The sequence below is a fragment of the Flavobacterium sediminis genome (genome assembly GCF_003148385.1).
Taxonomy (GTDB): Bacteria; Bacteroidota; Bacteroidia; order Flavobacteriales; family Flavobacteriaceae; genus Flavobacterium; species Flavobacterium sediminis.
Map to the genome: position 1 here is coordinate 3,016,843 of NZ_CP029463.1, position 25,071 is coordinate 3,041,913.

Below are 25,071 nucleotides of genomic sequence, written 5' to 3' on the forward strand. Positions count from 1 at the left end.
ATGAAAACTAAAACAGAATTATTAATAGCGCTTTGGATAGAATCCAGAACTCGGTTTACAAATCAACTTCAGAATTTATCAGAAAGCGATCTGACAAAGAGATTATTACCATCGCAAAATTCTGTCGGTTTTCTCATCAGACACATTGGCGATGTGGAGCTATTGTTCAGTAAAAATGTCTTTGGCGATAGTAGTGTAAAGGTTATTGCCAAAACAGTTATTGATAAAAGAGATACCGGTCAATGGACCAACTTAAATGAATTGAAAGAATATGTGGATCATTCTTTTAAGACCTTGTTAAACATTGTCCGACAACAAACGGATGAAGATTGGGAAACAGTTATTACTACTGCTGAATTCGGTACCAAAACTAAAGCGGAAGCTTTCGGACGAATAGTTTCTCATACAGCATATCATGCCGGGCAAATGGCAATCATTAATAAGTACGGAAGTTAAATGAATTTCGGAATAAAAGCCTATAACGAACAACAAATAGAACAGGAAAAAGAGATTTGTTTTTTGTTGGCACAAGAAATAGATAAAACTTTACCGGAGGCACAAAGTAAGATCTGGCATGCGCATCCTGTTTGGTTTATCAATGGAAATCCTGTAGCAGGATATAGTAAACTTAAAGGTTGTATCCGACTTTTGTTTTGGAGTGGTCAATCTTTTGAAGAAGACCAATTGCAAAGTGAAGGCAAATTTAAAGCTGCTGAAATACGCTATACAGACATTTCTCAGGTAGATACAAAAGATCTGACCCGATGGCTGAACAAATCAAAAACGATTCAGTGGGATTATAAAAATATCGTTAAGCGAAAAGGAGTTTTAGAACGATTGCTGTAGCTTAACCTCCTGTTAACTTTGAAATCCCTATCTTTGCCGCTTTTTAAGCCAAAAAGAGGTTTTCATTATGCAAAAAGTTTTTAATCTATTCGATTTTTCTCAGAAAGTAAACTATAAAACAGAGATCCTGGCCGGATTAACCGTTGCGATGACCATGATACCGGAATCTTTGTCATTTGCTATTTTGGCTGATTTTCCGCCACTAGTAGGTTTGTACGGTGCCTTTTTAATGGGAATCATAACTGCAATATTCGGCGGCAGACCCGGATTGATCTCAGGAGGAGCAGGAGCAACAGTAATTGTTTTGATTGCCTTGATGAAATCTCACGGATTGGATTATGTGTTCGGAGCATTAATTGTAGCCGGAATTCTTCAAATAGTTGTAGGAATCTTTAAATTAGGAAAGTTTATTCGATTGGTTCCTCAACCTGTAATGTACGGATTTGTAAACGGTTTGGCGGTTATTATCTTCATGTCACAGTTAAAACAGTTTGAAACAACTCTGAACGGGGAGTCTGTTTGGCTTTCGGGAACACCTTTATGGACGATGTTAGGCTTAGTAGCCTTAACTATTGCAATTGTATATATTTTGCCTAAAATTACGAAAGCTATCCCTGCTTCGTTAGTAGCTATTATGATCGTTTTTGCGATTGTTCTCATTTTTCAGATCGATACTCGTCAGGTAAAAGATATCGCTTCCGTAAGTGGAACTTTACCACCGTTTCATATTCCTCAGATTCCTTTAACCTGGGAGGCTTTAAAAGTAATCTTTCCGTATGGATTAGTTATGGCGGGAGTAGGGTTGACGGAAGGTCTTTTAACACTGAATTTAGTAGATGAGATTACCGGAACAAAAGGAAGCAGTAATCGGGAATGTTTAGCGCAGGGAACAGCTAATATTGCTAACGGTTTCTTTTTCGGAATGGGAGGCTGTCCTATGATCGCTCAGACTTTGGTAAATTTATCAGCCGGTTCCAGAGCTCGTTTAGCCGGAATTGTAGGAGCCTTAACCATTTTAGCAGTTATCTTATTTGCTGCTCCGGTTATAGAATTACTACCGATGGCGGCTTTAACAGGGGTAATGATCATGGTTGCTATAGGAACTTTTGAATGGACCAGTTTCAAGGTCTGGAATAAAATGCCGAAATCAGATATTATCGTTATGTTGGTCGTGACAGCAATTACCATCTTTTTACATAATTTAGCGCTGGCCGTTTTAATCGGTGTAATCATTTCTGCTTTGGTTTTTGCATGGGAAAATGCTAAGCGCATCAGAGCCAGAAAGTATGTGGACGATAACGGAGTGAAACATTATGAGATCTACGGACCTTTATTCTTTGGTTCAACAACCGCTTTTGCCGAAAAGTTTGATATTGCGAATGATCCTGAAAAAGTCATTATTGATTTTGCAGAAAGCAGAATTGCAGATATGAGTGCTATTGAAGTCGTAAACTCTTTAACAGGTAAATATGCAAAAGAAGGAAAAACAGTTTATTTGCGCCATTTGAGCCAGGATTGTGTAAACCTGCTTAAAAATGCAGAAGCTGTAATTGACGTTAATATTTTAGAAGATCCGACGTATAATGTTATGCCGGGAAATAATTAAGAATCTATAATTCCTGAAAAATAATTAGCTTTACAGCATTGTAAAGCTTTTTTTATGCGTATATATTTCTATATAGCCTTGTTGAATTTTGTATTCAGTTTGGCTCAAAACAATTTACAAACACCTTTTGAAAAAGGCAACGGGAATCAATCTACTACTTACGAGGAGTGTATTAATTATTATCAGAATTTGGAGCATCAGTTTGAAACCATTCAAATACGGGAAATGGGTCTAACAGATTGTGGAGAATCTTTGCATATCGTTTGTTTTTCAAAGGATAAGAACTTTGATTTTAATTCGGAGAAAGCGGTTGTCTTAATAAATAACGGGATCCATCCCGGAGAACCTGATGGTATAGATGCTACGATGATGTTGATGCGCGATTTGGCTACAGCCAAAATTAAAGTGCCTGAGCATACTATTGTAGTTGCTATTCCGGTGTATAATATCGGAGGAATGTTAAATCGGAACTCACACTCCAGAGCCAATCAGAACGGGCCGGAAGAATACGGTTTCAGAGGGAATGCCCGCAATTATGACTTGAATCGCGATTTTATAAAGTCTGATTCCAGAAACTCCAGGAGTTTTCAGGAGATTTTTCATCAGGTCAATCCGGATATGTTTATTGATAATCATGTTTCTAACGGTGCCGATTACCAATATACTTTTACTTGTATTGCGACACAACATCAGCGGTTGGGAGGTGCATTAGGAACTTTTTATAAAGAAGAGATGCACCCGGCTATTATGGCACAATTGAAAAAGAAAAAAATAGAAAGTGTTCCGTATGTAAATATTCATGGCGATATGCCTGATAACGGATTTGCCCAATTTATGGATACGCCACGTTATGCTACGGGATATACAACGTTGTTCAATACTTTGGGATCAGTGCCGGAAACACACATGCTAAAACCTTTTAAAGAAAGGGTAGCGGTTACCTATCAATATATGGTGGAAACCATTCAGTATGTAGATGAAAATCGTCAAAAGATCAAAAAGTTAAGAGAAGATAATTTGACCAATTATAAAGCGGGTAAAGAATATCCTTTGCAATGGCAATTGGATTCAACAAAAGTTTCATCTATAGAATTTAAAGGATATAAAGGCGGGTATAAGCCAAGTGCTGTTTCGGGTAACGATCGTTTGTATTATGATAGAAAACAACCGTTTACCAAAGAGATTCCGTTTTATGCTGATTATAAAGGAACTAAAACTATAATTATTCCTCGTTTTTATATTGTACCGCAATCACAATGGCCGGTAGTTGAATTGTTGAAACTAAACGGAATTAAGATGCAGCCTTTAGCTGAAGATACAGAAATTGAGGTAGAAAGCTATAGCATAACTTCTTTTGAAACATCTAAATATCCTTATGAGGGACATTACGGGCATTACAATACAACAGTAACATCAAAGGCAGAGAAATTAAAATTCCGAAAGGGAGATTTTATGATCGACACACAGCAAAAAGGGGTTAAATTCTTATTAGAAACATTAGAACCGGAAGCAGTGGATAGTTATTTTAACTGGAACTTTTTCGATCCTATTTTGCAGCAAAAAGAATATTTTTCTGCTTACGTTTTTGAAGACTTAGCGAAAGATTTATTAGATTCTGACCCGGAACTAAAAGAAGAATTTGAAGCTAAAAAGAAAGTAGATGAAAAATTTGCAGCTAGTGGTTCGGCTCAACTCGATTGGGTTTACACGCATTCTGATTATTACGAAAAAGCCCATAGGCACTATCCGGTCTATAGGATAAAATAATGAGAAATAAAGGCTTGTCATTTCGTAGTAGCTAGCTTTTCTATTTTTTCAGCTTGGGAGTGGAAAGCTTGTCTGCCGATCTCGACCAGTTCTTTTGCTCTGTAAAATTCAAAAACGCCACAGGAGGTTCTTGATATTTCAATTAGCACATCCGGAGGGGTCTGATCCATCATCATACTTGAAATATGATTGGTCATGGTAACGATCGTATTGTTAACTAGATTGAAATAATTGAATTTTTTAGTACGTTCTTTTCCTGTAGGATGTAAATCGTGTTCTGCTACTAGGTGTAAAGCTTTTAAATCCTTTTCATGAGCTAAGGAAATTTTACTGTCGGGAACATCTGCATTAACATGGACAGCTACCAATAAATCGTTTTCACTTCTGATAGCATTGTTTATCGGAACGTTATTAGCAACTCCGCCGTCGACCAGAACCGCGTTTCCCATAACAACAGGTGTTAATACGGTTGGAATAGAGATCGATGCTCTGATGGCGTTAAATAAGCTTCCTTGTCTGAAAACGACCTCTCTGTAATTCGCAATATCAAAAGCAGTAGCCGTATAATTGACAGACAGGTCCTCAATATTAGCATCCGGAATAAAAGCTTTCATTTCTCTGAAGATGCGTTCGCCTTTGACCAACCCCTGTGAAGAAAAACTAAAATCAATTAATTGAAAAATACGTTGTTTGTTGACCTTGTAAAGCCATTCTTTGAACTCGCTTAACCTGTTAACGGCATAAATACCTCCAACTAACGCTCCCATTGAGGTTCCGGATATAGAGCTGATTATGTATCCGGCTTGCAGTAATTCTTCAATAACACCTATATGAGCGATTCCTCTGGCACCGCCACCTGAAAGTACGAGAGTTATGTTCTTTTTCATGCAGAGGGAATTACAAGCTGTTAAACGTTCATCTTTTCTTTTTCAAAAAGCAATTTAATATTTTCATAGGAATTTTCCAATAGAGTAGGGATATCCTCTGGTTTTACCCATGCTACTTTTTCTATGCCTTCTTCAATTTGCCCTTCTGGAATACCGTCAAATTTGGTTTTCATCTCAAACCAGTAGGTCTGTTTCAGTTTATAACGTCCGTTGCGTTTAAAGACATGATATGTCTTTGCGATCCTGTGCGAGATTTTAAGTCCGGTTACTCCTGTTTCTTCTTCTACTTCCCGGATTGCCGTTTCTTCAATGGTTTCTTTTTTCTCCGTTCCGCCTTTAGGCAGATCCCATTTTCCGTTCCTGAAGATAAAAAGAACTTCGCCTTTGGCATTAAAAACTAATCCGCCACCGGCTTTTACGACCGGAATTTTAGCTTTTAAGGTCTTCATGATCAGTTTTTCATCCGGATGATATAAAAATGCTTTCTGAATTTTATTCTGAAACATTTTTATGATAAGCTTTTTAATATCAATGCTTTCCAAAAGAAAAATCTGGAAATCCGTTTCTTTTTGTACCTCGTTAGTTAAAAAAAGTGGTTTATCGTTAACAAAAACTTTATACATTTGCAATATGGTTTTTAATAGAAACACCGCCGAAAAAACAGCCGAATTGCTTTTACAAATAAACGCAATTAAATTAAATTCTAAAAATCCTTTTACATGGGCTTCAGGCTGGAAGTCTCCGATTTATTGTGATAACCGATTAATTCTTTCATTTCCAGCGGTTCGAAATTATATTCGTGAAGAATTTGCTAAAGGAATTGAAGAAAAATTCGGTAAACCCGATGTGATTGCGGGGGTAGCTACCGGAGCCATAGGCATCGGAATACTGGTTGCCGAGTATATGGGATTGCCTTTTGTATACGTTCGTCCGGAACCTAAAAAGCACGGAAGACAAAACCAGGTAGAAGGTTTTCTGCAAAAAGGGCAGAATGTAGTGGTTGTAGAAGATCTGATCAGTACCGGAGGAAGTAGTTTACTGGCAGTTGATGCTTTAAAAAAGGAAGGAGCTGTAGTTAAAGGAATGGCAGCTATCTTTACTTATGGCTTTGAAGTTTCTAAACAGAAAATTGCAGAGGCAAATATTGAGGTATTTACCTTAAGTAATTATGAAACTTTGTTGCAAAAAGCAATTGATAAGAAGTATGTAGATGAGGTAGAATTGTCAACCCTACAGGCATGGCAAGTGAGTCCGTCTGAATGGAAATAGAAATCAATAATTAAAAAAATATCTGAAAAATGAATTTAGAAAGTCCGAAAGTAAATGTACCTAAATCTGCGGAATATTTATTTAATGCACTGACTGACGTTAAGAATTTCGAGAAGTTAATGCCTGAAAATATTGCTAAATTTGAAGTGATCGATGAAAATTGTTTTGAATTCGGTTTAAAAGGGATGCCTGAGATCAAATTGGTTAAAAAAGAGGCAACCCTAATACTAAAGTGGTTTTAGGTGCGGCTTCGAGCAAACTACCGTTTACATTAACGGGAGATATCAAGGAAGTTGATGCAGACAACAGTGAAGTACAATTGCATTTTGAAGGAGATTTTAATCCTATGATGGCTATGATGGTAAAAGGACCTATCGGGAAATTTATCGAAACTCTGGCTGCAAATATGAATAAGCTGTAGCGTATTAAAATATTTTTTAAAGAAGAACTCCTCATTACAGGAGTTTTTTTATTTTTATAGGAATTGAAAAATTATAAATTTTGGATAAAATCAGTTATCTTTTTTTACTGTTAACTCTTCTTGCTGAAATCGTAGGAACGGTCGGAGGTTTCGGTTCTTCCGTTTTTTTTGTACCGATGGCCGGATTCTTTTTTGATTTTCAATCGGTTTTAGGTTTGACGGCAATTTTTCATTTAGCTAGTAACATCAGTAAGATATCCCTCTTCCGGAAAGGTTTAGATAAAAAATTATTATTGCGTTTAGGGCTACCGTCCGTGATCTTTGTGATCGTAGGAGCTATGTTAACCAAATTCATCAATGCTAAAGCATTAGAGATCATATTAGGTATTTTCCTGATTATCTTTAGTAGTTTTTTATTGTGGAAAAAGGATTTTGAAATCAGGACAGATAGAAAAGAAACTATTTTAGGAGGTTCACTTTCGGGTTTTACAGCCGGTCTGTTAGGAACAGGAGGAGCTATCAGAGGAGTAACGATGGCTGCTTTTAATCTGGAGAAAGAGATTTTTATAGCCACTTCGGCTGCAATTGATTTCAGTATTGATTTTACCCGGACTTTTGTGTATTTCGGTAACGGATACATACATACTCATGATTTGATTTATGTTCCTTTTTTAGTTGTAATAGGCTTTGTAGGAACTTATATAGGGAAATATTTCCTTAATTTTATTCCTCAGGATAAGTTTAAGTCGGTTTCATTGATCTTGGTCTTGTTGATAGGTATAGTTACTTTGAGCAAGATCTTATTTTTTTGAAATGAAAAAAGGCCGTGATTACTCACAGCCCTTTTCAATTTTAAATTATATTAAAATTAAATTTGTTTATTTTCCTTCACTCATGTTTTTCATTTCTTTTTCGATCATGTCATAGAATTGGTCAATTTTCGGCATGATGATTACACGAGTTCTTCTGTTCTTAGCACGGTTTGCAGGAGTATCATTATCGACTAACGGAATATAGAAACTTCTACCGGCAGGAATCAATTGTTTAGGATCTACGCTAAAATCGTTTTGTAAAACTCTCACGATCGAAGTCGCTCTTTTTACTGAAAGATCCCAGTTGTCTAATAAAACAGCATTTTTAATAGGCACATTATCCGTATGTCCTTCGATCATACATTCAAAATCAGGTTTACTGTTGATCACTTTAGCGACTTTTCCTAAAACACCTTTAGCTTTATCACTTACTTCATAACTTCCTGATTTGAATAATAAGTTATCAGCAATAGAGATCATTACAACTCCTTTTTCAACTTTAATATTGATGTCCGGATCGTCAATACCTACTTCTCTTTTTAAACTGGTAACCAAAGCAAGTGTTACACTGTCTTTTTTCGTTAAAGCGTCTTGTAACCTTGATATTTTTAAATCTTTTTCTTTTAAACTCTCTAATGATTTTTCAAGATTTTCAGCTCCTTTTTGAGTTAAAACGGTCAATTCTTTAGAACTGTCGATCAAGTCACTATTATTTTTCTTTAAATAATCAACCTGATTTGCTAAAGCCTCTCTTTCCGTTAAGCAAGAGTTTAACTTCATGGTCGCTGAGTTTAACAAATCCTGAGTCTGTTTTTGTTTAGCTTCTAAATCTGCATACTTTTTCTTTGAAACACAAGAAGTCAAAGAAAGTGATAAGACTAAAATGGAAACAATTGCTTTTTTCATAATTGGTTAATGAGATTAAATTCAATACAAAATTATAAACAAATAGGCGGAAAATTAAAATTTTATAAGCTAAACTATTGTTAAAATAATTCAGCAAATGTTTTCTTTCCTTTAATAAAATAACTGTAAATAACCGAGTTTATTTTATAATAGTGTTTTAAATTACTTTTCTTTCTTTTTCGGAGGTTTTTGCGTAAATTTTTATAAAAATAAAAATGAGCTTTTAAGATTGCCCACACATGAGAAAAGTGTCCCTGAAAGAAAAAGCGGACTCCGGCTAAGCCGTCGAGAACCAAACGGGAAAAAAGAATAATGAATAATTTCTCTTTGGGAAGGTTTTTCGTCAGCATCCATAATGAGTTCCGAAAGTTAAGGAATGTTTTTTTCGGGTTCTCGACTTGTAATGTTGCACCGCCCACATGGTATACTTTTGAATAACCGCAATATTTAATACTATAGTCTTTACTGTTTACGCGCCAACACAGATCGATCTCTTCCTGATGAGCAAAGAAATCTTCATCAAATCCGTTCTTTTCCCAAAATACTTGTTTACGGATAAAAAAACAAGCTCCGGAAGCCCAAAAAATATCTGAGATATCGTCAAACTGCCCGTTGTCTTTTTCAACGCTGGTAAAAACCCGACCTCTGCAAAAAGGAAATCCGTATTTATCTAAAAAACCGCCGGCTGCACCGGCATATTCAAAGGCTGATTTATTTTTGAAATCCAGTATTTTAGGTTGGACGATAGCAATGTTCTCATCACTTTCAAATAGTTCTGCAATAGGAGTGAGCCAGTTCTCAGTAACCTCAACATCGCTGTTGACCAATGCCCAGATAGGTTCTTCTACAAATTTAAGAGCTTCATTGTAACCCTTGGCAAAGCCATAATTGGCTTTGTTTTGAATGATCTTTACGGTAGGGAACTCTTGCTGAACAATTGCTATAGAATTGTCTGTTGAAGCATTGTCTGCAACATAAAGAGTTGCCTGGGGTGAATATTGGATGATGGATGGCAGAAAAGTACGTAACAGTTCACCTCCGTTCCAATTGAGAATTACAATTGCGATTTTGTTCAAAGTAGTTGTAGTTTATGGGTTAGGAACTTCAAATTTAGGTAAATCTGTTAAAAAAAGATACTTTTCATTTTGAAAATCCATTTGACAAAAATAATGATTTATTCCATTTGTAACCATTAAATATGAGGCATTTAGCGTAAGGTTGTATCGGGCGATCTGGTCAAATGTCTGTTGTGTAATAGTAACTTCCGGAGCTTTGCATTCCACTAAAAGGAAGATACTACCATCCTTGCGATAGACCACGATATCATAACGCTTTGAAGTTCCGTTCACTTTTACTGATTTTTCAACATTAATAAAGGAAACAGGATATTTATGTTGATGGATAAAAAACTGTAAAACATGCTGACGAACCCATTCTTCAGGAGTGAAAACCAAAAACTTTTTTCGGATGACGTCAAAAATATAGGTTTTATTTTCACTATTTTTGAACCGGAAGGAGTATGTCGGGAAATTTAATTTTTGCATAGAGCAAAATTAAGTAATAAAAAAGAACTGCCAACAGTCAACTAACATCTGAATACTGAAAAATGGATCAAGTTATTCAAATAACCAATGATATTAAAGCCGGAAAAATTAAACCCATTTATTTTTTTATGGGAGAAGAACCGTATTATGTTGATAAATTAACAGAGTTTATTGAAAATTCTATATTGACGGAAGATGAAAAAGGGTTTAATCAGATGGTTTTGTACGGAAGGGATACAACAATTGAAGAAATAGTTTCTAATGCGAAGCGTTTCCCGATGATGGCCGACAGGCAGGTGGTGATAGTAAAAGAGGCGCAAGAGCTTTCCAGAACGATCGATAAATTAGAAGCCTATGCCGAAAATCCGCAACCTTCCACTGTTTTAGTGTTTGCCTATAAATATAAAACCTTAGATAAGAGAAAGAAAGTAACCAAAGTTCTGGAGAAGAACGGACTTGTTTTTGAAAGTAAAAAATTATACGAAAACCAGGTAGGCGATTGGTTAAAACGGGTTTTGCACGGACAAGGTTATGCCATTGAGCCTAAAGCAGCAGCTATGTTGGTCGAGTTTTTAGGAACTGATCTGTCAAAGATCAGCAATGAACTGGACAAATTAAAGATCATATTGCCGAAAGGTCATACCATAACACCGAAAGATATTGAAGAAAATATCGGGATCAGTAAAGATTTTAATGTTTTTGAGCTACGAAAAGCTATAGGCGAGCGCAATCAGTTAAAGGCATATAAGATCATCGATTATTTTGCTAAAAATCCTAAAGACAATCCTCTAGTAGTAACCAATGGTTTAGTGTTTAGTTTCTTTTTACAATTGCTGCAATATCATGGTCTTAAAGACAAATCAAAAGCTAATGTTGCCAAAGTATTAAAGATTAACCCTTACTTTGTAAGCGACTATGAAACTGCTTTCAGAAATTATCCTATGAAAAAAGTCAGTGCCATAGTCAATACACTTCGGTCAATTGATGTGAAAAGTAAGGGTGTGGGAGCTAATTCTGTTACAGATTATGATCTGATGAAAGAAATGTTAGTTAAGATATTCAATTAGATCAATGAACCTGATGGATCGAAAACTGAGCTTCTGCATTATTAAAAATGGTCAGATTACTACTTTGGATACCAAAATAGATCCGATCTCCCTGATTTAGCTTTACCAAAGTTTGTGCACTTCTGGTTGGCGGAGAAGTTATGCCGATCCCTAACAGAGAAACCGATAAAGCCTCATAAGTTTCATCAGCTACAAGTGTAGTCATACCTGACGTTTCTCTGAATATTCCTACGCCAAAGCTGGATATATTGATTAAAGATGTCATTTTAACATACACACTAATATGGTAAATACCGTCCATAGGAGCCGTGAAGTATTGATTTACAGTATCAAAATCGGAATTTTCATCAAATTCTAAAGCAGGGAAACTAACCTTGTTCCAACCGCTTAGTAGACTAAGAGACAAGATAGAAAAACCGGAACCGCCGACACCTTTTACAAAAGATTTGGGAAAGTTCATAGCTTCTACCCGGTTGTCAGTACTATTCAGAACTAAAACCTTATCCGTAGTACTTTTATCGGCTTTAGGAACATCCTGAATAATGACATCTCCGTTTACATCTAAAGTAGCATTAGGCGTAATCGTATTGACACCAACTTGTGACCAGCTTTTTGTAAAGAAGAACAAAAAACTTAATAAAAATAGCTTAGCAGTAGTTTGTACATGATTGTTGAGTAGTTTTGTTTTCATTTTGTTATAAGTTTTAAAGAACACCGACTCATTTAAACTAACGCTTTAGAGAGCCGGTGCCTGTAAATATTATTTGCTGATGATGATAAAATCGGATCGGCGATTAATAGCGTGTTGTTCTTCTGAACATTTTACGCCATTAGGACAGTTTACTTTTAATCGTGTTTCTCCGTAACCAATAGCACTTTCAATTCGTTCCGGACTGATTCCTTTGGAAAGAATATAGGCCTGTGTTGATTTGGCTCTGTTATCAGATAAGATCAGGTTATGAGCATCTGAACCTCTGGAGTCAGTATGTGATTCGATCTTGATCTTAACATTCGGAAATTTTTCCATCGTATAAACTACTTTATCCAGTTCAATTTCGGCTTTAGGAGTGATGGCGTATTTGTCTAAATCAAAATAGATTGGATTAACTTTAACCTTTTCAACATCTCCGTCTTTTTCTACCAAACTGTCATAATTGGTCAGGTAAATTTTATTATTGCTCATCTCTTTCATAGGTTCTGAAGTTGTTGTAACAGTTACAGTTTCAGTTGTGTAATTCGGTTTACTGAATGTAACGGTAAAGTTAGAATCACATGGCAACGCAATATTAAAATTACCTTCGGCATCACTTTGTAAGGATTGAACTTCATCACCAAAAACATCTTTAACGCTTATCGTAGCATCGGGCAACGGAAGTTCGGTAGTTTTGTCTAATACGGTTCCGGAATAGTATTGTTCTGATTTTATTTCTTCTTTGGTAAAGAAATAGATATCATCATCACCTTTTCCTAAAGAGCGATTGGATGAAAAATAACCATAGTGATCGTCTGAATAAATGGAAAAAGCAAAATCATCGCGGTTACTGTTGATAGGTGCTCCGAGGTTCTTAGGCAGTAAGAAATTGTTCTTACCTTTCATCTCTACTTCAAAAATATCTAAACCGCCTAAGCCGAAATGACCGTCAGAGGCAAAATACAAGATGTTCTTTTCGAAGTAAGGGAACATTTCTCTACCTACCGTGTTTACGTAAGGACCTGCGTTTACAGGAGTATTAATGGAGCCGTCTGGAAATACTTCACAATAGTAGATGTCAGTTTCACCATATCCGCCCGGCATGTCAGAAACAAAGAATAAATACTTTCCGTCATCACTTAAACAAGGATGGGCACAAGAGTAACTTACATCATTGAATTGTAATACTTCAATATCTGTAACCTTATCTTCTTCAATTTTACCTCTAAGGATCTTCATGTTTGAAAAACCTTCCTTGTTCACTTTTATCTTATTCGATTTTTTAAGATAGTTTTCGGTAAAGTAGATCAGTTTAAAATCAGGAGAGAAGGTTAGTGTAGCGTCGTGAAAATTCGTTTTCAGGTTTTGCAAAAACAAACTTTCATTATGCAACTCGTTAGTAGTCAAGTTACGTTCAGCGATATATGTATTCAGATAAGGCTGGTCGTTCCACGAATACATTTTTTGGGATAAGTTGCTAGTATCTCTTGTGGAATAGAAGATCACTCTGTTTTCGGTGTATTTTACCGTTCCAAAATCAGATTTATTAGTATTGATCTCTAAATGTTTGATTTTAAACAACGGATCTTTTTTATCTAAAGAATCCAGTTCTTTTTTTTGATAAGCCAATAACTTTAATTTTTCAGTATCATTTTTAAAATAATTTTTTAAAAGTTCATTTGCTTTTTCGTTGTCTCTATTTGCCTTTAAACATTCAACATATTTTAAAAAGTTATATTCACTCATTGTATTTTGTTGAATTTCATAGACTTTGCTATACCATTTGAGTGCTTTTTCATATTCCGTTAAATTGAAATAGGAATCAGCTAGTTTCAAGTAAGTATTTTGTCCTGCATTTGAGTTTTTCTCAAGGTACTTTTCATATTTTTCTATGGCATCCTGAAACTCCATTGCCTCAAAATGCTTGTTTGCTTTTTCCAATAGCGATTGCGAAAAAAGCAAGCTGCCGGAAAAAAAGAATAAAATAAATAATATATTTTTCATAGGATTAGGTTTTAGAAGAATCTAGGAGATTTTGCGAATTTAGACTTGCTCTGTAAATTAAATTTCAGAATGATTTCATGGGAACCGTCATTATATTTTTGGAGGTTCGTAATACTTCTGTCATAGGCATAGCCTAAGAAAATAGAAGGAGTGATCTGAAATCCTGCCAAAGCAGAAAAGGCATCCGTAAATCGATAACCGGCTCCCAAAACGAATCTTTCTTTGTACATAAAATTAGCAGAGACGTCATAAGTTACGGGGGAACCTTCAACAGCTTTGATGAGAAAAGCCGGTTTAAATTTAAAATCTTCTCCTATGTCAAATACATAACCCCCTTGTAAATAGTAGTGAACCTTTCTTCTTATAACGGATTCTTCAATATCATTGTAAGATTCTGTTATCAGGAAATTGGGAACGGAAAGTCCTGCATACCATTTTTCACCGTATAGAAAACCTCCGGAACCTATGATCAACCTAGAGCTGTTAATATTTGCATTGAAGGCATTATCGGTCTGACTTTGGTACATACCTTCAGACCAATCAATGTTCATAATGTTGACTCCGGCATTTATTCCGAGTGATAAGATTGTATTTTGGCTTATATTTAACCTATAGGCAAAATTAGCATTGATATACTGCTGACTCATAGGACCTATTCTGTCATTTACGGCACTTAAGCCTAATCCGGTTCTGGTTCCTGTTTCACCGTGTATTCCTAAGACCTGTGTTCTGGGAGCACCGTCTAGTCCTACCCATTGGGAACGATGTAGTAGCGTTGCTTCCAGTTTTCCGTTTGTTCCGGTATATCCTGAGTTGATACTCATAGTATTATACATGTATTGCGTGTATTGAGGTTGTTGTTGTGCTACAATTTCATTTCCGGTTAGGAAAGAAACGAATACAGCAATCCCTATAATAAATTTATTATGCTTCATGGTGTTTATTTTTTAGATTACAATGAATTAACGAGCCAGATAGATCCAACCTGTTTTAGAAAAGTTCAATTCATCAATTTTTAAGACATAGAAATAGGTTCCGTTCGGAAGATATTCTCCCTTACTTACAACACCGCCTACATTTGCCATACCATTCCAGTTGTTGTTGTAGGAAGCTGTTTCGTAAACAACATTTCCGTATCGGTTAAAGATCTCAATCTTGTTGTTCGGATAATTTTCTATGCAATCAATGATAAGGTAGTCGTTCTCTCCGTCATTATTAGGAGAAAACTCATTGTAAACTGTTAAACAAATCACATTTACTTCTGCTGAAGCATCGTTATTTCCGGGATCAGTATCCAAAGGTGTAGACGTGACAACGGTAGCTGTATTTAAGTAATCACCGGTAGAATTTACCGTAACTGTGATCATTAAAGTCGCAGAACTGTCAGAAGCTAACTCAGGGATGTTCCAGTTTCCGGTTGCAAGGACGTATGTTCCTGTTGAAGTAGTGTGGCTCACATAAGTATAACCGGATGGTAAATTCTCGGAGATATCCAGATCATTAAGTGTTGAGGTTCCGTTATTTTCAACCGTAATTGTAAACACAACAGTTTCTCCGGCAGCAACATTTTCTTTATCAGCTGTTTTAGTAATTGTTAAATCAGAACATGAAGCGATGTCAATATCATAGCTTTCGGCAGCAAAGCCATTACATACGGCACTATTAGGGTAGCTTACACTAATGGTTCCGTCAGGGTAACTATCCCAGTTAACTTCTGCAAAATCATCGTTAATTCCACCACCACTGATGATAGTTCCTCCGGTAACGTTCCATTGATAGTCCGACATATTAGCATCAGTTGTATAAGTATAACTATTACTGTAACATACGGCTTGGGTTTCTCCGTTTAGAGAAGCAATTCCGTCATCTAAAATGGTAACATCAATTTGTAAACGAGTACTGCTTTCACAATTTGCTCCCTGATGAGCAGCATAATAAGAAGCACCGTCTGTAAGTGCAGTAGACGGATCTACGATATTTCCGCCGGTAGGTGCATCATACCACACAATAGAAGATTCGTTGATTTGCATGTCAGCGGCTGTCGGATTGTTAGCGGCACAAAATTCTTGTGAAGTCGTGTTAGCAGTAGGAATAGGCTCATCTAAGATCGTAATATCAATTTGTAAACGAGCACTGCTTTCACAATTTGCTCCCTGATGAGCAGCATAATAAGAAGCACCGTCTGTAAGCACCGTAGACGGATCTACGATATTTCCGCCGGTAGGAGCATCATACCACACAATAGGAGACTCGTTGATTTGCATGTCAGCGGCTGTCGGATTGTTAGCGGCACAAAATTCTTGTGAAGTCGTGTTAGCAGTAGGAGTAGGCTCATCTAAGATCGTAATATCAATTTGCAAACGAGCACTACTTTCACAATTTGCTCCCTGATGAGCAGCATAATAAGAAGCACCGTCTGTAAGCACCGTAGACGGATCTACAATATTTCCGCCGGTAGGAGCATCATACCACACAATAGGAGTCTCGTTGATTTGCATGTCAGCGGCTGTCGGATTGTTAGCGGCACAAAATTCTTGTGAAGTCGTGTTAGCAGTAGGAGTAGGCTCATCTAAGATCGTTACATCAATTTGCAAACGAGCGCTACTTTCACAATTTGCTCCCTGATGAGCAGCATAATAAGAAGCACCGTCTGTAAGCACCGTAGACGGATCTACAATATTTCCGCCGGTAGGTGCATCATACCACACAATAGGAGACTCATTGACTTGTAGGTCAGCAGCTGTCGGGTTATTGACAGCACAAAATTCCTGAGCTGTTTCAGCAGCAGTAGGAGTAGCTTCGTCAGTGATTGTAAATGTTATCTCAACAGGCGTAACATTTTCACATATTGCATCACCACTTACCCTTACTCCGTATGTATAAGTCCCTACAGCAAGAGTTCCTAAATCTAGTATTCCGTTTGAACCTCCTGTAATGGGAGTATCATTTTCGTCATACCAAGAATAAACAGGGTTTGTTATGGTACTTGAAGCACTCAATTGAGCATTTAAAGTTACATTGGGATTGGTTACCAAACATAAATCACCTGAAGGAATAGTACCGTTGACAAGGATATCGCCAAAATCTGTTGTTGTTGCATTCGGATTGATATGTACGGTTATTTCTTCCCGTGCACCAAATTCACATCCTTGTCGTATAGCCTGAACATAAAAAGTATAATTACCTTCCGTTAACCCCGGTGGTAGTTCAAAATCAAGATGATTGGTTGTTGCCAAAGGATTGTCCGAACTGTCATAAACCTGATAAGTTGTACAATTATCGTGTAACTGTAAAGACAGAAGATCAGTAGAACAAAGTTCGACTTCTCCGTTTACATTCGGAGCAATTACGGTTTCAATTACCGGCTTAATATCAACGTCATGTATTCGAATAGCATCCAGAACATTAGCAACACCTCCGTAACTAATAACTACTCTGTCAAATTGAGCCGGAGGAACCATAGTAATAGCTGCTAACGGGTCAGGGCTTCCTATTAAGTTTAAAAGCGCTAAATTTAAGACCGGATCTGTATTAGTTATAGGTGCCCCTATTTGAGTTGTTCCGTTGAATAACGTAATTTGCAGACCATTAATAGCTCCGAGCTGTAACAAGCCGTTATCCGGTCTCGAAAAAATGATATGCAAAGAATCGTCGGGTTCACTTAAATTCTTAAAGTCAACTTCAATTTGAGCGCTATTTAATAATGCTACACCACGATTCAATAAAGCAAAACTTTCCAGATCCTCATCAGCGGCAAGATACGGATGTACTACAGAAGCTGTGGCGCTCAGTGCATCTAATCCGGCTAAGACTTCGACCCGTAAAAGAGATCCATTACTCCTTTTTTTACATAAGGATCAGTAGGTTGAATGCCGTCGTTTAAGTCATCAACACCATTATTGTCATCATCGTATGAATCAAATTGAAATGAAGTACAATCCATAGTAGTTGAGGGTTGTTTTACATAAGCTTCATACACTTTGTATGTATCTGCCAGAGCCAAAGCACCTCCGAAGTAGATCCGTACTCCTGCAAAAGGTTGGTCGCCGGAAGTATTATTAGGAATAAAAGTAAATTCAAAAGCAGAATCAGCTGATAATAAACTGATAAGCCCGGCATCAACGGATGTACCACTACCGATTGTATTACCATTGTCGTCTAACCCGTAGACTAAAAAGCCGGATATAAGACTAAGTCCGCTATATTGTTTTCCCATCTTGATACTTACAGGAGTACCGGCAGGGAATGTTTGATCAAAATGGAGATCATAGTTACCGCCTCCCATGCCAAGTAAACCAACTAGGGTGGTTATTTCTGAGGCTGTTGAGGGGTTATGATCAAAACCATTTATGCCATTTGATAAGAAGCCCCCTAAGGACGTCCAGTTATCACTAGTAGCATAAATTCTTTCGGTACTGCCGGGACATTGCGCCTGCAGACCGGAAACCATCAAAATAATAAAAAATAGTGAAAATGCATTTTTTATTTTTAAGAAAGAAGGAATTGTAACAGTTTTCATAAGTTTAAAAGTTTACATGTTTGTTTTTGTAAATAGGGGTAACCAGTGCTGCATGGATCAATGTATGAAACATGATGAGCAAACAGGTTCAAGTAATTTTCTTCGATTGAAGAAGGAATGGTCTTTACAAAAGTTTCATGATAAAACTTTAAATAGCTAAAAGATAGCATGATTGCAAGTAAAAGGAAATACCTTTCCCTACCTGTCTTCAGGGTGTAACTTTGATTTTTCATAAGCATTAGTTTACATTAGTTTTCAACCGCTTAGAAGAATTAAGTTTTATTTGTGATCTTGGGGCTTTGTGTTAAAGAATTCTAAAACTTGTCTAAAACTAATAAATAAAATGTTAAAATAGATACGTTTTTTCTGTAAAAAATGTTAAATAGGTATTTTAACGTAAGAAAAAAATGCTTAAAAAATATTTTTTTGAGGGCTAAATTTATATAGTGACTTTTAAAAGCTTGCTCTTGCTATTTGTGTTTTTCCTCGATGTAAAAGGATAAGAGATAAAGATTTTATATCTTTGCGGCTTGTTATAAAATTTCATAAGATGAGGATGAATAAAAATACTGTTTTAGCTTGGGCAACTTTTATTATGATTTTGATGGGGTTATTGATCATAGGTTTGGCTATCTACAGATATGATGATGTAGCCGGTTGGGGATTTGGCGCTGTCGGAATAGGTTTCTTTGCTATTGCATGGGTTTTTAATGCTCTCAAAGGGAGAGTATAATTTATATTTATTCAGAAATCAAAAACATTTTAAATTGTAATCGTATATGTCAGACGATAAGAAAGTAATATTCTCGATGTCGAGAGTAAGTAAAACGTACTCTTCTACAAATAAGACAGTACTTAAAGATATTTATTTAAGTTTCTTTTACGGAGCTAAAATCGGGATCTTAGGTCTAAACGGAGCCGGAAAATCTTCTTTATTGAAGATCATTGCCGGTGTCGATAAAAATTATCAGGGCGATGTTGTTTTTTCACCAGGTTATACTGTTGGGTACTTAGAACAAGAGCCGCAATTAGATGAGAGTAAAACGGTAATTGAAGTGGTTCGCGAAGGAGCAGCAGAAATATATGCTCTTTTAGATGAATTCAATAAGATCAATGACGATTTTGGGTTACCTGAGGTCTATGAAGATGCTGATAAGATGCAAAAATTAATGGATCGTCAGGCTGAATTACAGGATAAGATTGATGCTGCCGGTGCTTGGGAGATCGATAATAAGTTAGAAGTAGCTATGGATGCTTTACGCACGCCGGATTCTGATACTCCTATCAATGTTCTGTCAGGAGGGGAGAAACGTCGTGTGGCTTTATGCCGTTTGTTGTTACAACAACCTGATGTATTATTACTGGATGAGCCTACAAACCACTTAGATGCAGAATCGGTTCTTTGGTTAGAGCAACATTTACAACAATATGCCGGAACAGTAATAGCCGTAACGCACGACCGTTATTTCTTGGATAATGTAGCAGGCTGGATTCTGGAATTAGACAGAGGAGAGGGAATTCCATGGAAAGGGAACTATTCTTCTTGGTTAGACCAAAAAGCAAAACGATTGGAGCAGGAAGAAAAAACAGCTTCTAAGAGAAGAAAAACCTTAGAGCGTGAGCTGGATTGGGTTCGTCAGGGAGCAAAAGGAAGACAAACCAAACAAAAAGCACGTTTACAAAACTATGATCGATTGCTGAATGAAGATCAAAAACAATTAGAGGAAAAATTAGAGATCTATATTCCGAATGGACCACGTTTAGGAACTAACGTTATTGAGGCAAAACATGTTGCTAAAGCCTTTGGTGATAAATTGTTATACGAAGATTTGAATTTTACATTGCCGCAGGCAGGTATTGTCGGGATTATAGGTCCGAACGGAGCCGGAAAATCGACAATATTCCGAATGATAATGGGAGAGGAGCAACCGGATAACGGAGAGTTTACAATCGGAGAGACTGTTAAAATAGCTTATGTAGATCAATCGCATAAAGATATTGATCCTGAGAAATCAATTTGGGAAAATTTCTGTGACGGACAAGAATTGATTATGATGGGAGGTCGTCAGGTCAATTCGAGAGCTTATTTATCCCGTTTTAATTTTGGCGGAAGCGATCAAAACAAAAAAGTTTCCACATTGTCAGGAGGTGAACGTAACCGTTTACATTTGGCCATGACCTTAAAAGAAGAAGGAAATGTACTGTTACTGGATGAGCCAACAAATGATTTGGATATCAATACACTACGGGCTTTAGAAGAAGGTTTAGAGAATTTCGCCGGTTGTGCCGTAATTATCTCTCACGACCGTTGGTTCCTTGATAGAGTTTGTACGCACATTTTAGCTTTTGAAGGAGATTCTCAAGTGTATTTCTTTGAAGGAAGTTTCTCTGAATACGAAGAAAATAAAAAGAAACGTCTAGGAAAAGAAGTAACTCCTACACGTATTAAGTATAAAAAATTAATTCGTTAATAGCGTTTAAAAAAAATCCTGATAAAATCAGGATTTTTTTATTTTAGTATTATACATTTGTACGTATGATTCTCAAAAAGATCTTTCCTTTTTTAACCTTGTTTTGCACGATCTTGTTTTTCGGGCAAGATACTATTCAACCTAAACAGGAGTTAAAAAAATTACTTCATGATGCTTCTGTTTCCTTTATGGATTATAAGGTGGAAACATCAATGGACTGTGCAAACAAGGCGCTTGTATTGGCATTACAGTATGATGAGGACGAGTATGCAGCCAAAGCTTACAATATCATCGGTCTGAATTATACGGAATTTGCAGAATTGGAAAAGGCTGTAGATTTCTTTAATAAAGGAATAATCCATGCAAGCAAAACTAAGAATGATACAGTAAAGTCATGGTTGTATAATAATTTGGGAAATGTTTACTGTTATCATAAAATTGACTATAAAAAAGGAATAGAGAGCTATTTAAAAGGCTTGGAGTTTTCAAAGAAATTTTCAGACGAATTAGAAATCGCTTTCTCAAAACTGAATTTAACATCTGCTTATTTTACATACGGAGAATTTGATAAAGGAATTGTATTCCTGAATGAAGCAAAGGATTATGTAAGCCAATCCGATGATCTGGAAGCTAACCTGACCTTGAATTCACTTTATGGAGAATATTATAGCTTTTATGAAAACTTTCCTAAAGCAAGAGCGTATTTTCTGAAAACAGCTGAGCTTTGTAGTAAAAATACTGAAGAATATCTGGAAGGGAATATTGTAGAAGCATATTCTAATATTTCGGATTTTTATCATAAGATAGGTGATGATGACAATGCCTATCTTTTTTTAGAGAAACACGACTCTCTGGAAGATAAAGTATATAATAAGCAAAGAATACAACAAGTAAAGAGTGTCGGTAAGGAAATAGAAAATAATGAAGCCAAAATGCAGTTGGTTAAAATGGAAGCTGAAAAAATAGTGCAAGACCAAAAACTGCGAAACACACAAGTATTCATTATTGCATTGTTTCTGTTTTTTGCCTTTGTTTTTGTTTTGCTTTTAATTACGGTTCGAAACAATAAATTGCGTAAAAAAGTAAATAAAAAACTTCTTGAGATCAACGAAGAGTTGCGTATTGCCAAAGAGAAAGCCGAAGAAGCTTCCAATGTAAAGTCTCAATTCATTTCAACCATTACACACGAACTTAGGACACCTTTGTATGGTGTAATAGGTATTACAGATATCATAGAAGAAGAGCACAAAGAACTGGAAGGTAGTACGTATTTGAAATCTTTGAAATTTTCAGCAAAATACTTATTATCTCTTGTAAATGATATTTTGAATCTGAATAAGATCGAAGAGAATAAAGTAACGTTGGATAACAGAACATTTCATTTAAAAGAAACTTTAGTTACGATCAAAAATTCTCTTGAAACTATTGCCCGAAAGAATAAAAATACAATTGCTATTGAAATTGACGAAGCGATTCCGGAATGTTTGTATGGCGATAACGTAAGGCTTTCACAGATCATTTTTAATTTAATGAGCAACTCTCTCAAATTCACGCAAAAAGGCAAAGTCCTTATAAAAGCCAAATTAAAAAAGAAAAGAGATACAACATTATTTATTCAGTTTACTGTTGAGGATAACGGAATAGGAATACCTGAAAAATATCAGGCGAAAGTATTTGAAAAGTTCGTACAGATTGACCGAAAAGATGAAGACTATCAAGGAACCGGATTAGGATTAACCATTGTTGAACGATTGGTAGAATTGTTTAACGGAACCATTTCTTTGGAAAGTAAAGAGGATCAAGGAACTAAAGTTATTTTTACAATTCCCTTAAAAGAAGGACAAAAAGAAGATGCAACTAAAAAAGAAAGTATTCCTGTAGCTCGTCGTGAAGAGAAGACTACAAAAGAATATTATATATTAGTTGTAGAAGACAATAAGATAAACCAACTGGTAACCCGCCATCTTTTAGAGAACAATCACTTTAAATGTAAAATTGTAGACGATGGGTTTACGGCTTTAGAGAGTTTAGAACAGGAGCATTTTGACGCAGTTCTTATGGATATCAATATGCCTAAGATCAATGGTTTTGAAACCTCAAAATTAATCAGAGAAAAAGGATTTACATTGCCCATTATCGCTGTAACAGCTTTTGAAAAAGATGAGATCATGGATAAGATTCATGAGGCACAGATCAATGATATTATTGTAAAACCTTTTGATGTCAAAACTTTTTTAAAAATACTTCAGAAACAGTTAGATAAATAGATTTTTTCAAAAAACCGTAGCGAAAAAACTACTATGAAAAATTTGCTACAACTTTTGTGTTCAAAAAAATGCCACAATTGTTGTGTCAAAAAAAAATCTATCAAAAAAATTGACACAAAATGCCGAAAAAAAACAATTTTGCGTAGGATTTTGACACTGTGTTAATTTTTTATCATTACATTTTTTTAGATAAAAATTACAATTTAAAGAAAATTAATAGATATAAAATCTTAAAAACCTTCAAAAATTTGAAAATAGTCGGTTAAAACTGAAAAAACCGTAAAAACAACTATTTGCCTTTTCGTATTACAAAAAAAATATACATTTATCCATATTTAATTACAAATAAAATGCAATGCGAATAAAATTACGCTTAACCGCTATTTTCCCTGCATTATTGATTCCTGCCATCGCTTCAGCGCAGGATATCCTATGGGAAAAGACCTATGGAGGCAAACATGCCGAATACTTATACGATGCCATACCGACGCCTGATTACGGATTTATCCTGGCCGGAAGTTCGGTTTCCGGAAAAAACGGCAACAAAGACGAAAAGAACAAAGGCGATCTGGATTACTGGGTCTGGAAGATGGACGAGCACGGCAATTTGGACTGGCAAAAGAGCTTTGGCGGCAACAAAGAAGACCTGTTGCAAAGCATAGCCCTTACCGGTGACGGGGGATTTATCCTCGGCGGTACTTCCGCTTCCGATAAAGGTTCCGACAAAACCGAAAATAGCAAAGGTAAAGAAGACTTCTGGATCATCAAGCTCAATGCTAAAGGCCAACAACTGTGGCAAAGAACCATTGGCGGCAGCGGAATGGAAAAGCTTTTAAGCATTGCCCAGACCAAAGACAACGGCTATATTTTAGGCGGAACTTCCTCTTCCAATAAAACGATAACTCCGGAAGGACAAACTCCCGATTTGTATGGTAAATCAGAAGATTCGCGAGGGAATCTGGACTTTTGGGTTGTAAAACTCAGCGAAGCCGGAACGATCGAATGGCAAAGAACCATCGGCGGAAAATATGTGGACGAATTGCGCAGCATTCAACCAACTACAGACGGCGGTTATATTTTAGGAGGTTATTCCAACTCTCCGGCTTCGGGCGATAAAACAGAAGAGAACTACGGTTTGGGAGATTACTGGATCGTGAAGCTCGATGCGCAGGGCGAGATCGACTGGCAAAGAGCCTACGGAGGGGAAAAGGACGATAATCTCAATGCTTTGATCCCCACTCGGGATGGCGGTTATTTGTTAGGCGGGAACTCCAATTCCGGAGCGACGTATTCCAAATCAAAGACCAACCGTGAAGGAACCGATTTCTGGGTGTTAAAGCTCGATGAGTCGGGTGAGATCGAATGGCAGCAAACGTATAACTATGGTAAAGCCGATATCTTAACCTCACTGGTAGAGAACAAAGACGGTACGTTTATCATTGGCGGTTACGCCCAGAGTGAAGCGGACAAAAGCGGACAAAAAACACCTGTTAAAACCATCAGGAAAGACAAAGAAGGGATCAACGATTATATTGCTTTAAAGATCAAGTCTAACGGAGAGGAACTTTGGAGTCAAACGGTAGGAAGCAAAGGCGATGAGGTGATGAAACGCTTGTTGGAAACCCGCGATGGGGGTATCTTTTGGCAGGTACCTCAAACGGCACTGCCTCAAAAGACAAAAAGACAGCCAAAGGCGGTAATGACTTTTGGGTGGTAAAGCTCAAAGACAAGGACAAGGAAGAGAAAGCCCGAATTGATCTGGAAGCGGTACCGAACCCGACGGAATATTTTACCAATGTAATTGTAAGCTTTGACTACAGCAAAGGAACAGCAACTTTATACGATTTGAGCGGAAGAACGATCAGCCGTACGGAGATCAAAGGCGAAAAAACGATACCGGTAGATTTGACCAACCTACCAACCGGGATCTATGTAGTAGAAATAAAGACCGATACCGAAACCGGCGGGGTTAAAGTGATTAAGAAATAAATACG

At 36.6% G+C, this 25,071-nt stretch carries 22 protein-coding genes and 1 pseudogene; 13 read left to right on the forward strand and 10 right to left on the reverse strand.

The window, feature by feature from the left end; translation table 11 throughout:
* The 4 genes from DI487_RS14040 to DI487_RS14055 all read left to right on the forward strand — a co-directional run bounded on the left by DI487_RS14040 (position 1) and on the right by DI487_RS14055 (position 4,219).
* Entirely contained in the window at positions 1-456 is a 456-nt protein-coding gene (locus DI487_RS14040) for a DinB family protein (protein WP_109570202.1), read from the forward strand.
* Positions 457-846 carry a DUF1801 domain-containing protein gene (locus DI487_RS14045; protein ID WP_109570203.1) on the forward strand — a complete coding sequence of 130 codons (390 nt, stop codon included), beginning with the start codon at positions 457-459 and terminating at the stop codon, positions 844-846.
* A gap of 67 nt (positions 847-913) precedes the next feature.
* Complete coding sequence (locus DI487_RS14050) at positions 914-2,452, forward strand: SulP family inorganic anion transporter (RefSeq protein ID WP_109570204.1); 1,539 nt, start codon at positions 914-916, stop codon at positions 2,450-2,452.
* Between the two features lie 54 nt (positions 2,453-2,506).
* Positions 2,507-4,219 carry a M14 family metallopeptidase gene (locus tag DI487_RS14055; protein ID WP_109570205.1) on the forward strand — a complete coding sequence of 571 codons (1,713 nt, stop codon included), beginning with the start codon at positions 2,507-2,509 and terminating at the stop codon, positions 4,217-4,219.
* 17 nt (positions 4,220-4,236) lie between these two features.
* On the opposite strand, the gene DI487_RS14060 is transcribed toward DI487_RS14055, so the two are convergent.
* Together DI487_RS14060 and DI487_RS14065 are read right to left on the reverse strand one after the other, a co-directional pair.
* Complete coding sequence (locus DI487_RS14060; protein ID WP_109570206.1) at positions 4,237-5,106, reverse strand: patatin-like phospholipase family protein; 870 nt, start codon at positions 5,104-5,106, stop codon at positions 4,237-4,239.
* A gap of 20 nt (positions 5,107-5,126) precedes the next feature.
* Positions 5,127-5,729 carry an NUDIX hydrolase gene (locus tag DI487_RS14065; protein ID WP_109570691.1) on the reverse strand — a complete coding sequence of 201 codons (603 nt, stop codon included), beginning with the start codon at positions 5,727-5,729 and terminating at the stop codon, positions 5,127-5,129.
* A 7-nt stretch (positions 5,730-5,736) separates the two neighbouring features.
* On the opposite strand from DI487_RS14065, the gene pyrE reads away from it, so the two are divergent.
* The 3 genes and pseudogenes from pyrE (at position 5,737) to DI487_RS14080 (ending at position 7,608) form a co-directional block, all read left to right on the forward strand.
* Positions 5,737-6,375 (forward strand): orotate phosphoribosyltransferase, encoded by a 639-nt coding sequence (gene pyrE / locus DI487_RS14070; protein ID WP_109570207.1) that lies wholly within the window; start codon positions 5,737-5,739, stop codon positions 6,373-6,375.
* A gap of 29 nt (positions 6,376-6,404) precedes the next feature.
* Positions 6,405-6,796, forward strand: a pseudogene (locus tag DI487_RS14075) (SRPBCC family protein).
* 80 nt (positions 6,797-6,876) lie between these two features.
* Complete coding sequence (locus tag DI487_RS14080; protein WP_109570208.1) at positions 6,877-7,608, forward strand: sulfite exporter TauE/SafE family protein; 732 nt, start codon at positions 6,877-6,879, stop codon at positions 7,606-7,608.
* A 66-nt stretch (positions 7,609-7,674) separates the two neighbouring features.
* Here the strand turns inward: DI487_RS14080 and DI487_RS14085 are convergent, their stop codons facing one another.
* The 3 genes from DI487_RS14085 to DI487_RS14095 form a co-directional block, all read right to left on the reverse strand.
* Entirely contained in the window at positions 7,675-8,514 is an 840-nt protein-coding gene (locus tag DI487_RS14085; protein WP_109570209.1) for an OmpA/MotB family protein, read from the reverse strand.
* Between the two features lie 80 nt (positions 8,515-8,594).
* Positions 8,595-9,590: a glycosyltransferase family 2 protein gene (locus tag DI487_RS14090; protein ID WP_109570210.1), complete on the reverse strand. Its 996-nt coding sequence runs from the start codon at positions 9,588-9,590 to the stop codon at positions 8,595-8,597.
* Between the two features lie 12 nt (positions 9,591-9,602).
* Complete coding sequence (locus tag DI487_RS14095; RefSeq protein ID WP_109570211.1) at positions 9,603-10,058, reverse strand: type I restriction enzyme HsdR N-terminal domain-containing protein; 456 nt, start codon at positions 10,056-10,058, stop codon at positions 9,603-9,605.
* Positions 10,059-10,120: 62 nt separating this feature from the next.
* Between DI487_RS14095 and holA the strand changes: the two genes are divergently transcribed.
* Entirely contained in the window at positions 10,121-11,125 is a 1,005-nt protein-coding gene (gene holA, locus DI487_RS14100) for a DNA polymerase III subunit delta (protein ID WP_109570212.1), read from the forward strand.
* A 1-nt stretch (position 11,126) separates the two neighbouring features.
* On the opposite strand, the gene DI487_RS14105 is transcribed toward holA, so the two are convergent.
* From DI487_RS14105 to DI487_RS14125, 5 genes are all read right to left on the reverse strand, one after another.
* A complete protein-coding gene (locus tag DI487_RS14105; RefSeq protein ID WP_109570213.1) occupies positions 11,127-11,816 on the reverse strand; it encodes a C1q-like domain-containing protein in 690 nt (229 codons plus the stop codon).
* A 69-nt stretch (positions 11,817-11,885) separates the two neighbouring features.
* Positions 11,886-13,820, reverse strand: coding sequence for an OmpA family protein (locus DI487_RS14110; protein ID WP_109570214.1), 1,935 nt, complete (start codon positions 13,818-13,820; stop codon positions 11,886-11,888).
* A gap of 11 nt (positions 13,821-13,831) precedes the next feature.
* On the reverse strand, positions 13,832-14,755 hold the full coding sequence (locus DI487_RS14115; RefSeq protein WP_109570215.1) for a PorP/SprF family type IX secretion system membrane protein: 924 nt from the start codon (positions 14,753-14,755) through the stop codon (positions 13,832-13,834).
* Positions 14,756-14,782: 27 nt separating this feature from the next.
* Positions 14,783-17,542 carry an Ig-like domain-containing protein gene (locus DI487_RS14120; RefSeq protein WP_109570216.1) on the reverse strand — a complete coding sequence of 920 codons (2,760 nt, stop codon included), beginning with the start codon at positions 17,540-17,542 and terminating at the stop codon, positions 14,783-14,785.
* Between the two features lie 83 nt (positions 17,543-17,625).
* Positions 17,626-18,339, reverse strand: coding sequence for a hypothetical protein (locus tag DI487_RS14125; protein WP_109570217.1), 714 nt, complete (start codon positions 18,337-18,339; stop codon positions 17,626-17,628).
* Between the two features lie 556 nt (positions 18,340-18,895).
* On the opposite strand from DI487_RS14125, the gene DI487_RS16115 reads away from it, so the two are divergent.
* From DI487_RS16115 to DI487_RS16400, 5 genes are all read left to right on the forward strand, one after another.
* Positions 18,896-19,072, forward strand: a complete 177-nt coding sequence (locus tag DI487_RS16115) for a CAL67264 family membrane protein (protein WP_170108217.1) — start codon at positions 18,896-18,898, stop codon at positions 19,070-19,072.
* Positions 19,073-19,118: 46 nt separating this feature from the next.
* Positions 19,119-20,810 carry an energy-dependent translational throttle protein EttA gene (gene ettA, locus DI487_RS14130; RefSeq protein ID WP_109570218.1) on the forward strand — a complete coding sequence of 564 codons (1,692 nt, stop codon included), beginning with the start codon at positions 19,119-19,121 and terminating at the stop codon, positions 20,808-20,810.
* 65 nt (positions 20,811-20,875) lie between these two features.
* Positions 20,876-23,077, forward strand: coding sequence for an ATP-binding response regulator (locus DI487_RS14135; RefSeq protein ID WP_109570219.1), 2,202 nt, complete (start codon positions 20,876-20,878; stop codon positions 23,075-23,077).
* Positions 23,078-23,432: 355 nt separating this feature from the next.
* Positions 23,433-24,794: a T9SS C-terminal target domain-containing protein gene (locus DI487_RS14140; RefSeq protein ID WP_245896428.1), complete on the forward strand. Its 1,362-nt coding sequence runs from the start codon at positions 23,433-23,435 to the stop codon at positions 24,792-24,794.
* Entirely contained in the window at positions 24,788-25,066 is a 279-nt protein-coding gene (locus DI487_RS16400; RefSeq protein ID WP_245896313.1) for a T9SS type A sorting domain-containing protein, read from the forward strand. The genes DI487_RS14140 and DI487_RS16400 overlap by 7 nt, the downstream gene beginning before the upstream one ends.
* Positions 25,067-25,071 lie beyond the last annotated feature (5 nt).

Excerpts from the sequence above, each read along its gene's own strand:
- DI487_RS14040 (WP_109570202.1), top strand. The coding sequence starts at position 1 with ATGAAAACTAAAACAGAATTATTAATAGCGCTTTGGATAGAATCCAGA.
- DI487_RS14045 (WP_109570203.1), top strand. The coding sequence starts at position 457 with ATGAATTTCGGAATAAAAGCCTATAACGAACAACAAATAGAACAGGAA.
- DI487_RS14050 (WP_109570204.1), top strand. The coding sequence starts at position 914 with ATGCAAAAAGTTTTTAATCTATTCGATTTTTCTCAGAAAGTAAACTAT.
- DI487_RS14055 (WP_109570205.1), top strand. The coding sequence starts at position 2,507 with ATGCGTATATATTTCTATATAGCCTTGTTGAATTTTGTATTCAGTTTG.
- DI487_RS14060 (WP_109570206.1), bottom strand. The coding sequence starts at position 5,106 with ATGAAAAAGAACATAACTCTCGTACTTTCAGGTGGCGGTGCCAGAGGA.
- DI487_RS14065 (WP_109570691.1), bottom strand. The coding sequence starts at position 5,729 with ATGTATAAAGTTTTTGTTAACGATAAACCACTTTTTTTAACTAACGAG.
- pyrE (WP_109570207.1), top strand. The coding sequence starts at position 5,737 with ATGGTTTTTAATAGAAACACCGCCGAAAAAACAGCCGAATTGCTTTTA.
- DI487_RS14085 (WP_109570209.1), bottom strand. The coding sequence starts at position 8,514 with ATGAAAAAAGCAATTGTTTCCATTTTAGTCTTATCACTTTCTTTGACT.
- DI487_RS14095 (WP_109570211.1), bottom strand. The coding sequence starts at position 10,058 with ATGCAAAAATTAAATTTCCCGACATACTCCTTCCGGTTCAAAAATAGT.
- holA (WP_109570212.1), top strand. The coding sequence starts at position 10,121 with ATGGATCAAGTTATTCAAATAACCAATGATATTAAAGCCGGAAAAATT.
- DI487_RS14105 (WP_109570213.1), bottom strand. The coding sequence starts at position 11,816 with ATGAAAACAAAACTACTCAACAATCATGTACAAACTACTGCTAAGCTA.
- DI487_RS14110 (WP_109570214.1), bottom strand. The coding sequence starts at position 13,820 with ATGAAAAATATATTATTTATTTTATTCTTTTTTTCCGGCAGCTTGCTT.
- DI487_RS14115 (WP_109570215.1), bottom strand. The coding sequence starts at position 14,755 with ATGAAGCATAATAAATTTATTATAGGGATTGCTGTATTCGTTTCTTTC.
- DI487_RS14125 (WP_109570217.1), bottom strand. The coding sequence starts at position 18,339 with ATGAAAACTGTTACAATTCCTTCTTTCTTAAAAATAAAAAATGCATTT.
- DI487_RS16115 (WP_170108217.1), top strand. The coding sequence starts at position 18,896 with ATGAATAAAAATACTGTTTTAGCTTGGGCAACTTTTATTATGATTTTG.
- ettA (WP_109570218.1), top strand. The coding sequence starts at position 19,119 with ATGTCAGACGATAAGAAAGTAATATTCTCGATGTCGAGAGTAAGTAAA.
- DI487_RS14135 (WP_109570219.1), top strand. The coding sequence starts at position 20,876 with ATGATTCTCAAAAAGATCTTTCCTTTTTTAACCTTGTTTTGCACGATC.
- DI487_RS14140 (WP_245896428.1), top strand. The coding sequence starts at position 23,433 with ATGCGAATAAAATTACGCTTAACCGCTATTTTCCCTGCATTATTGATT.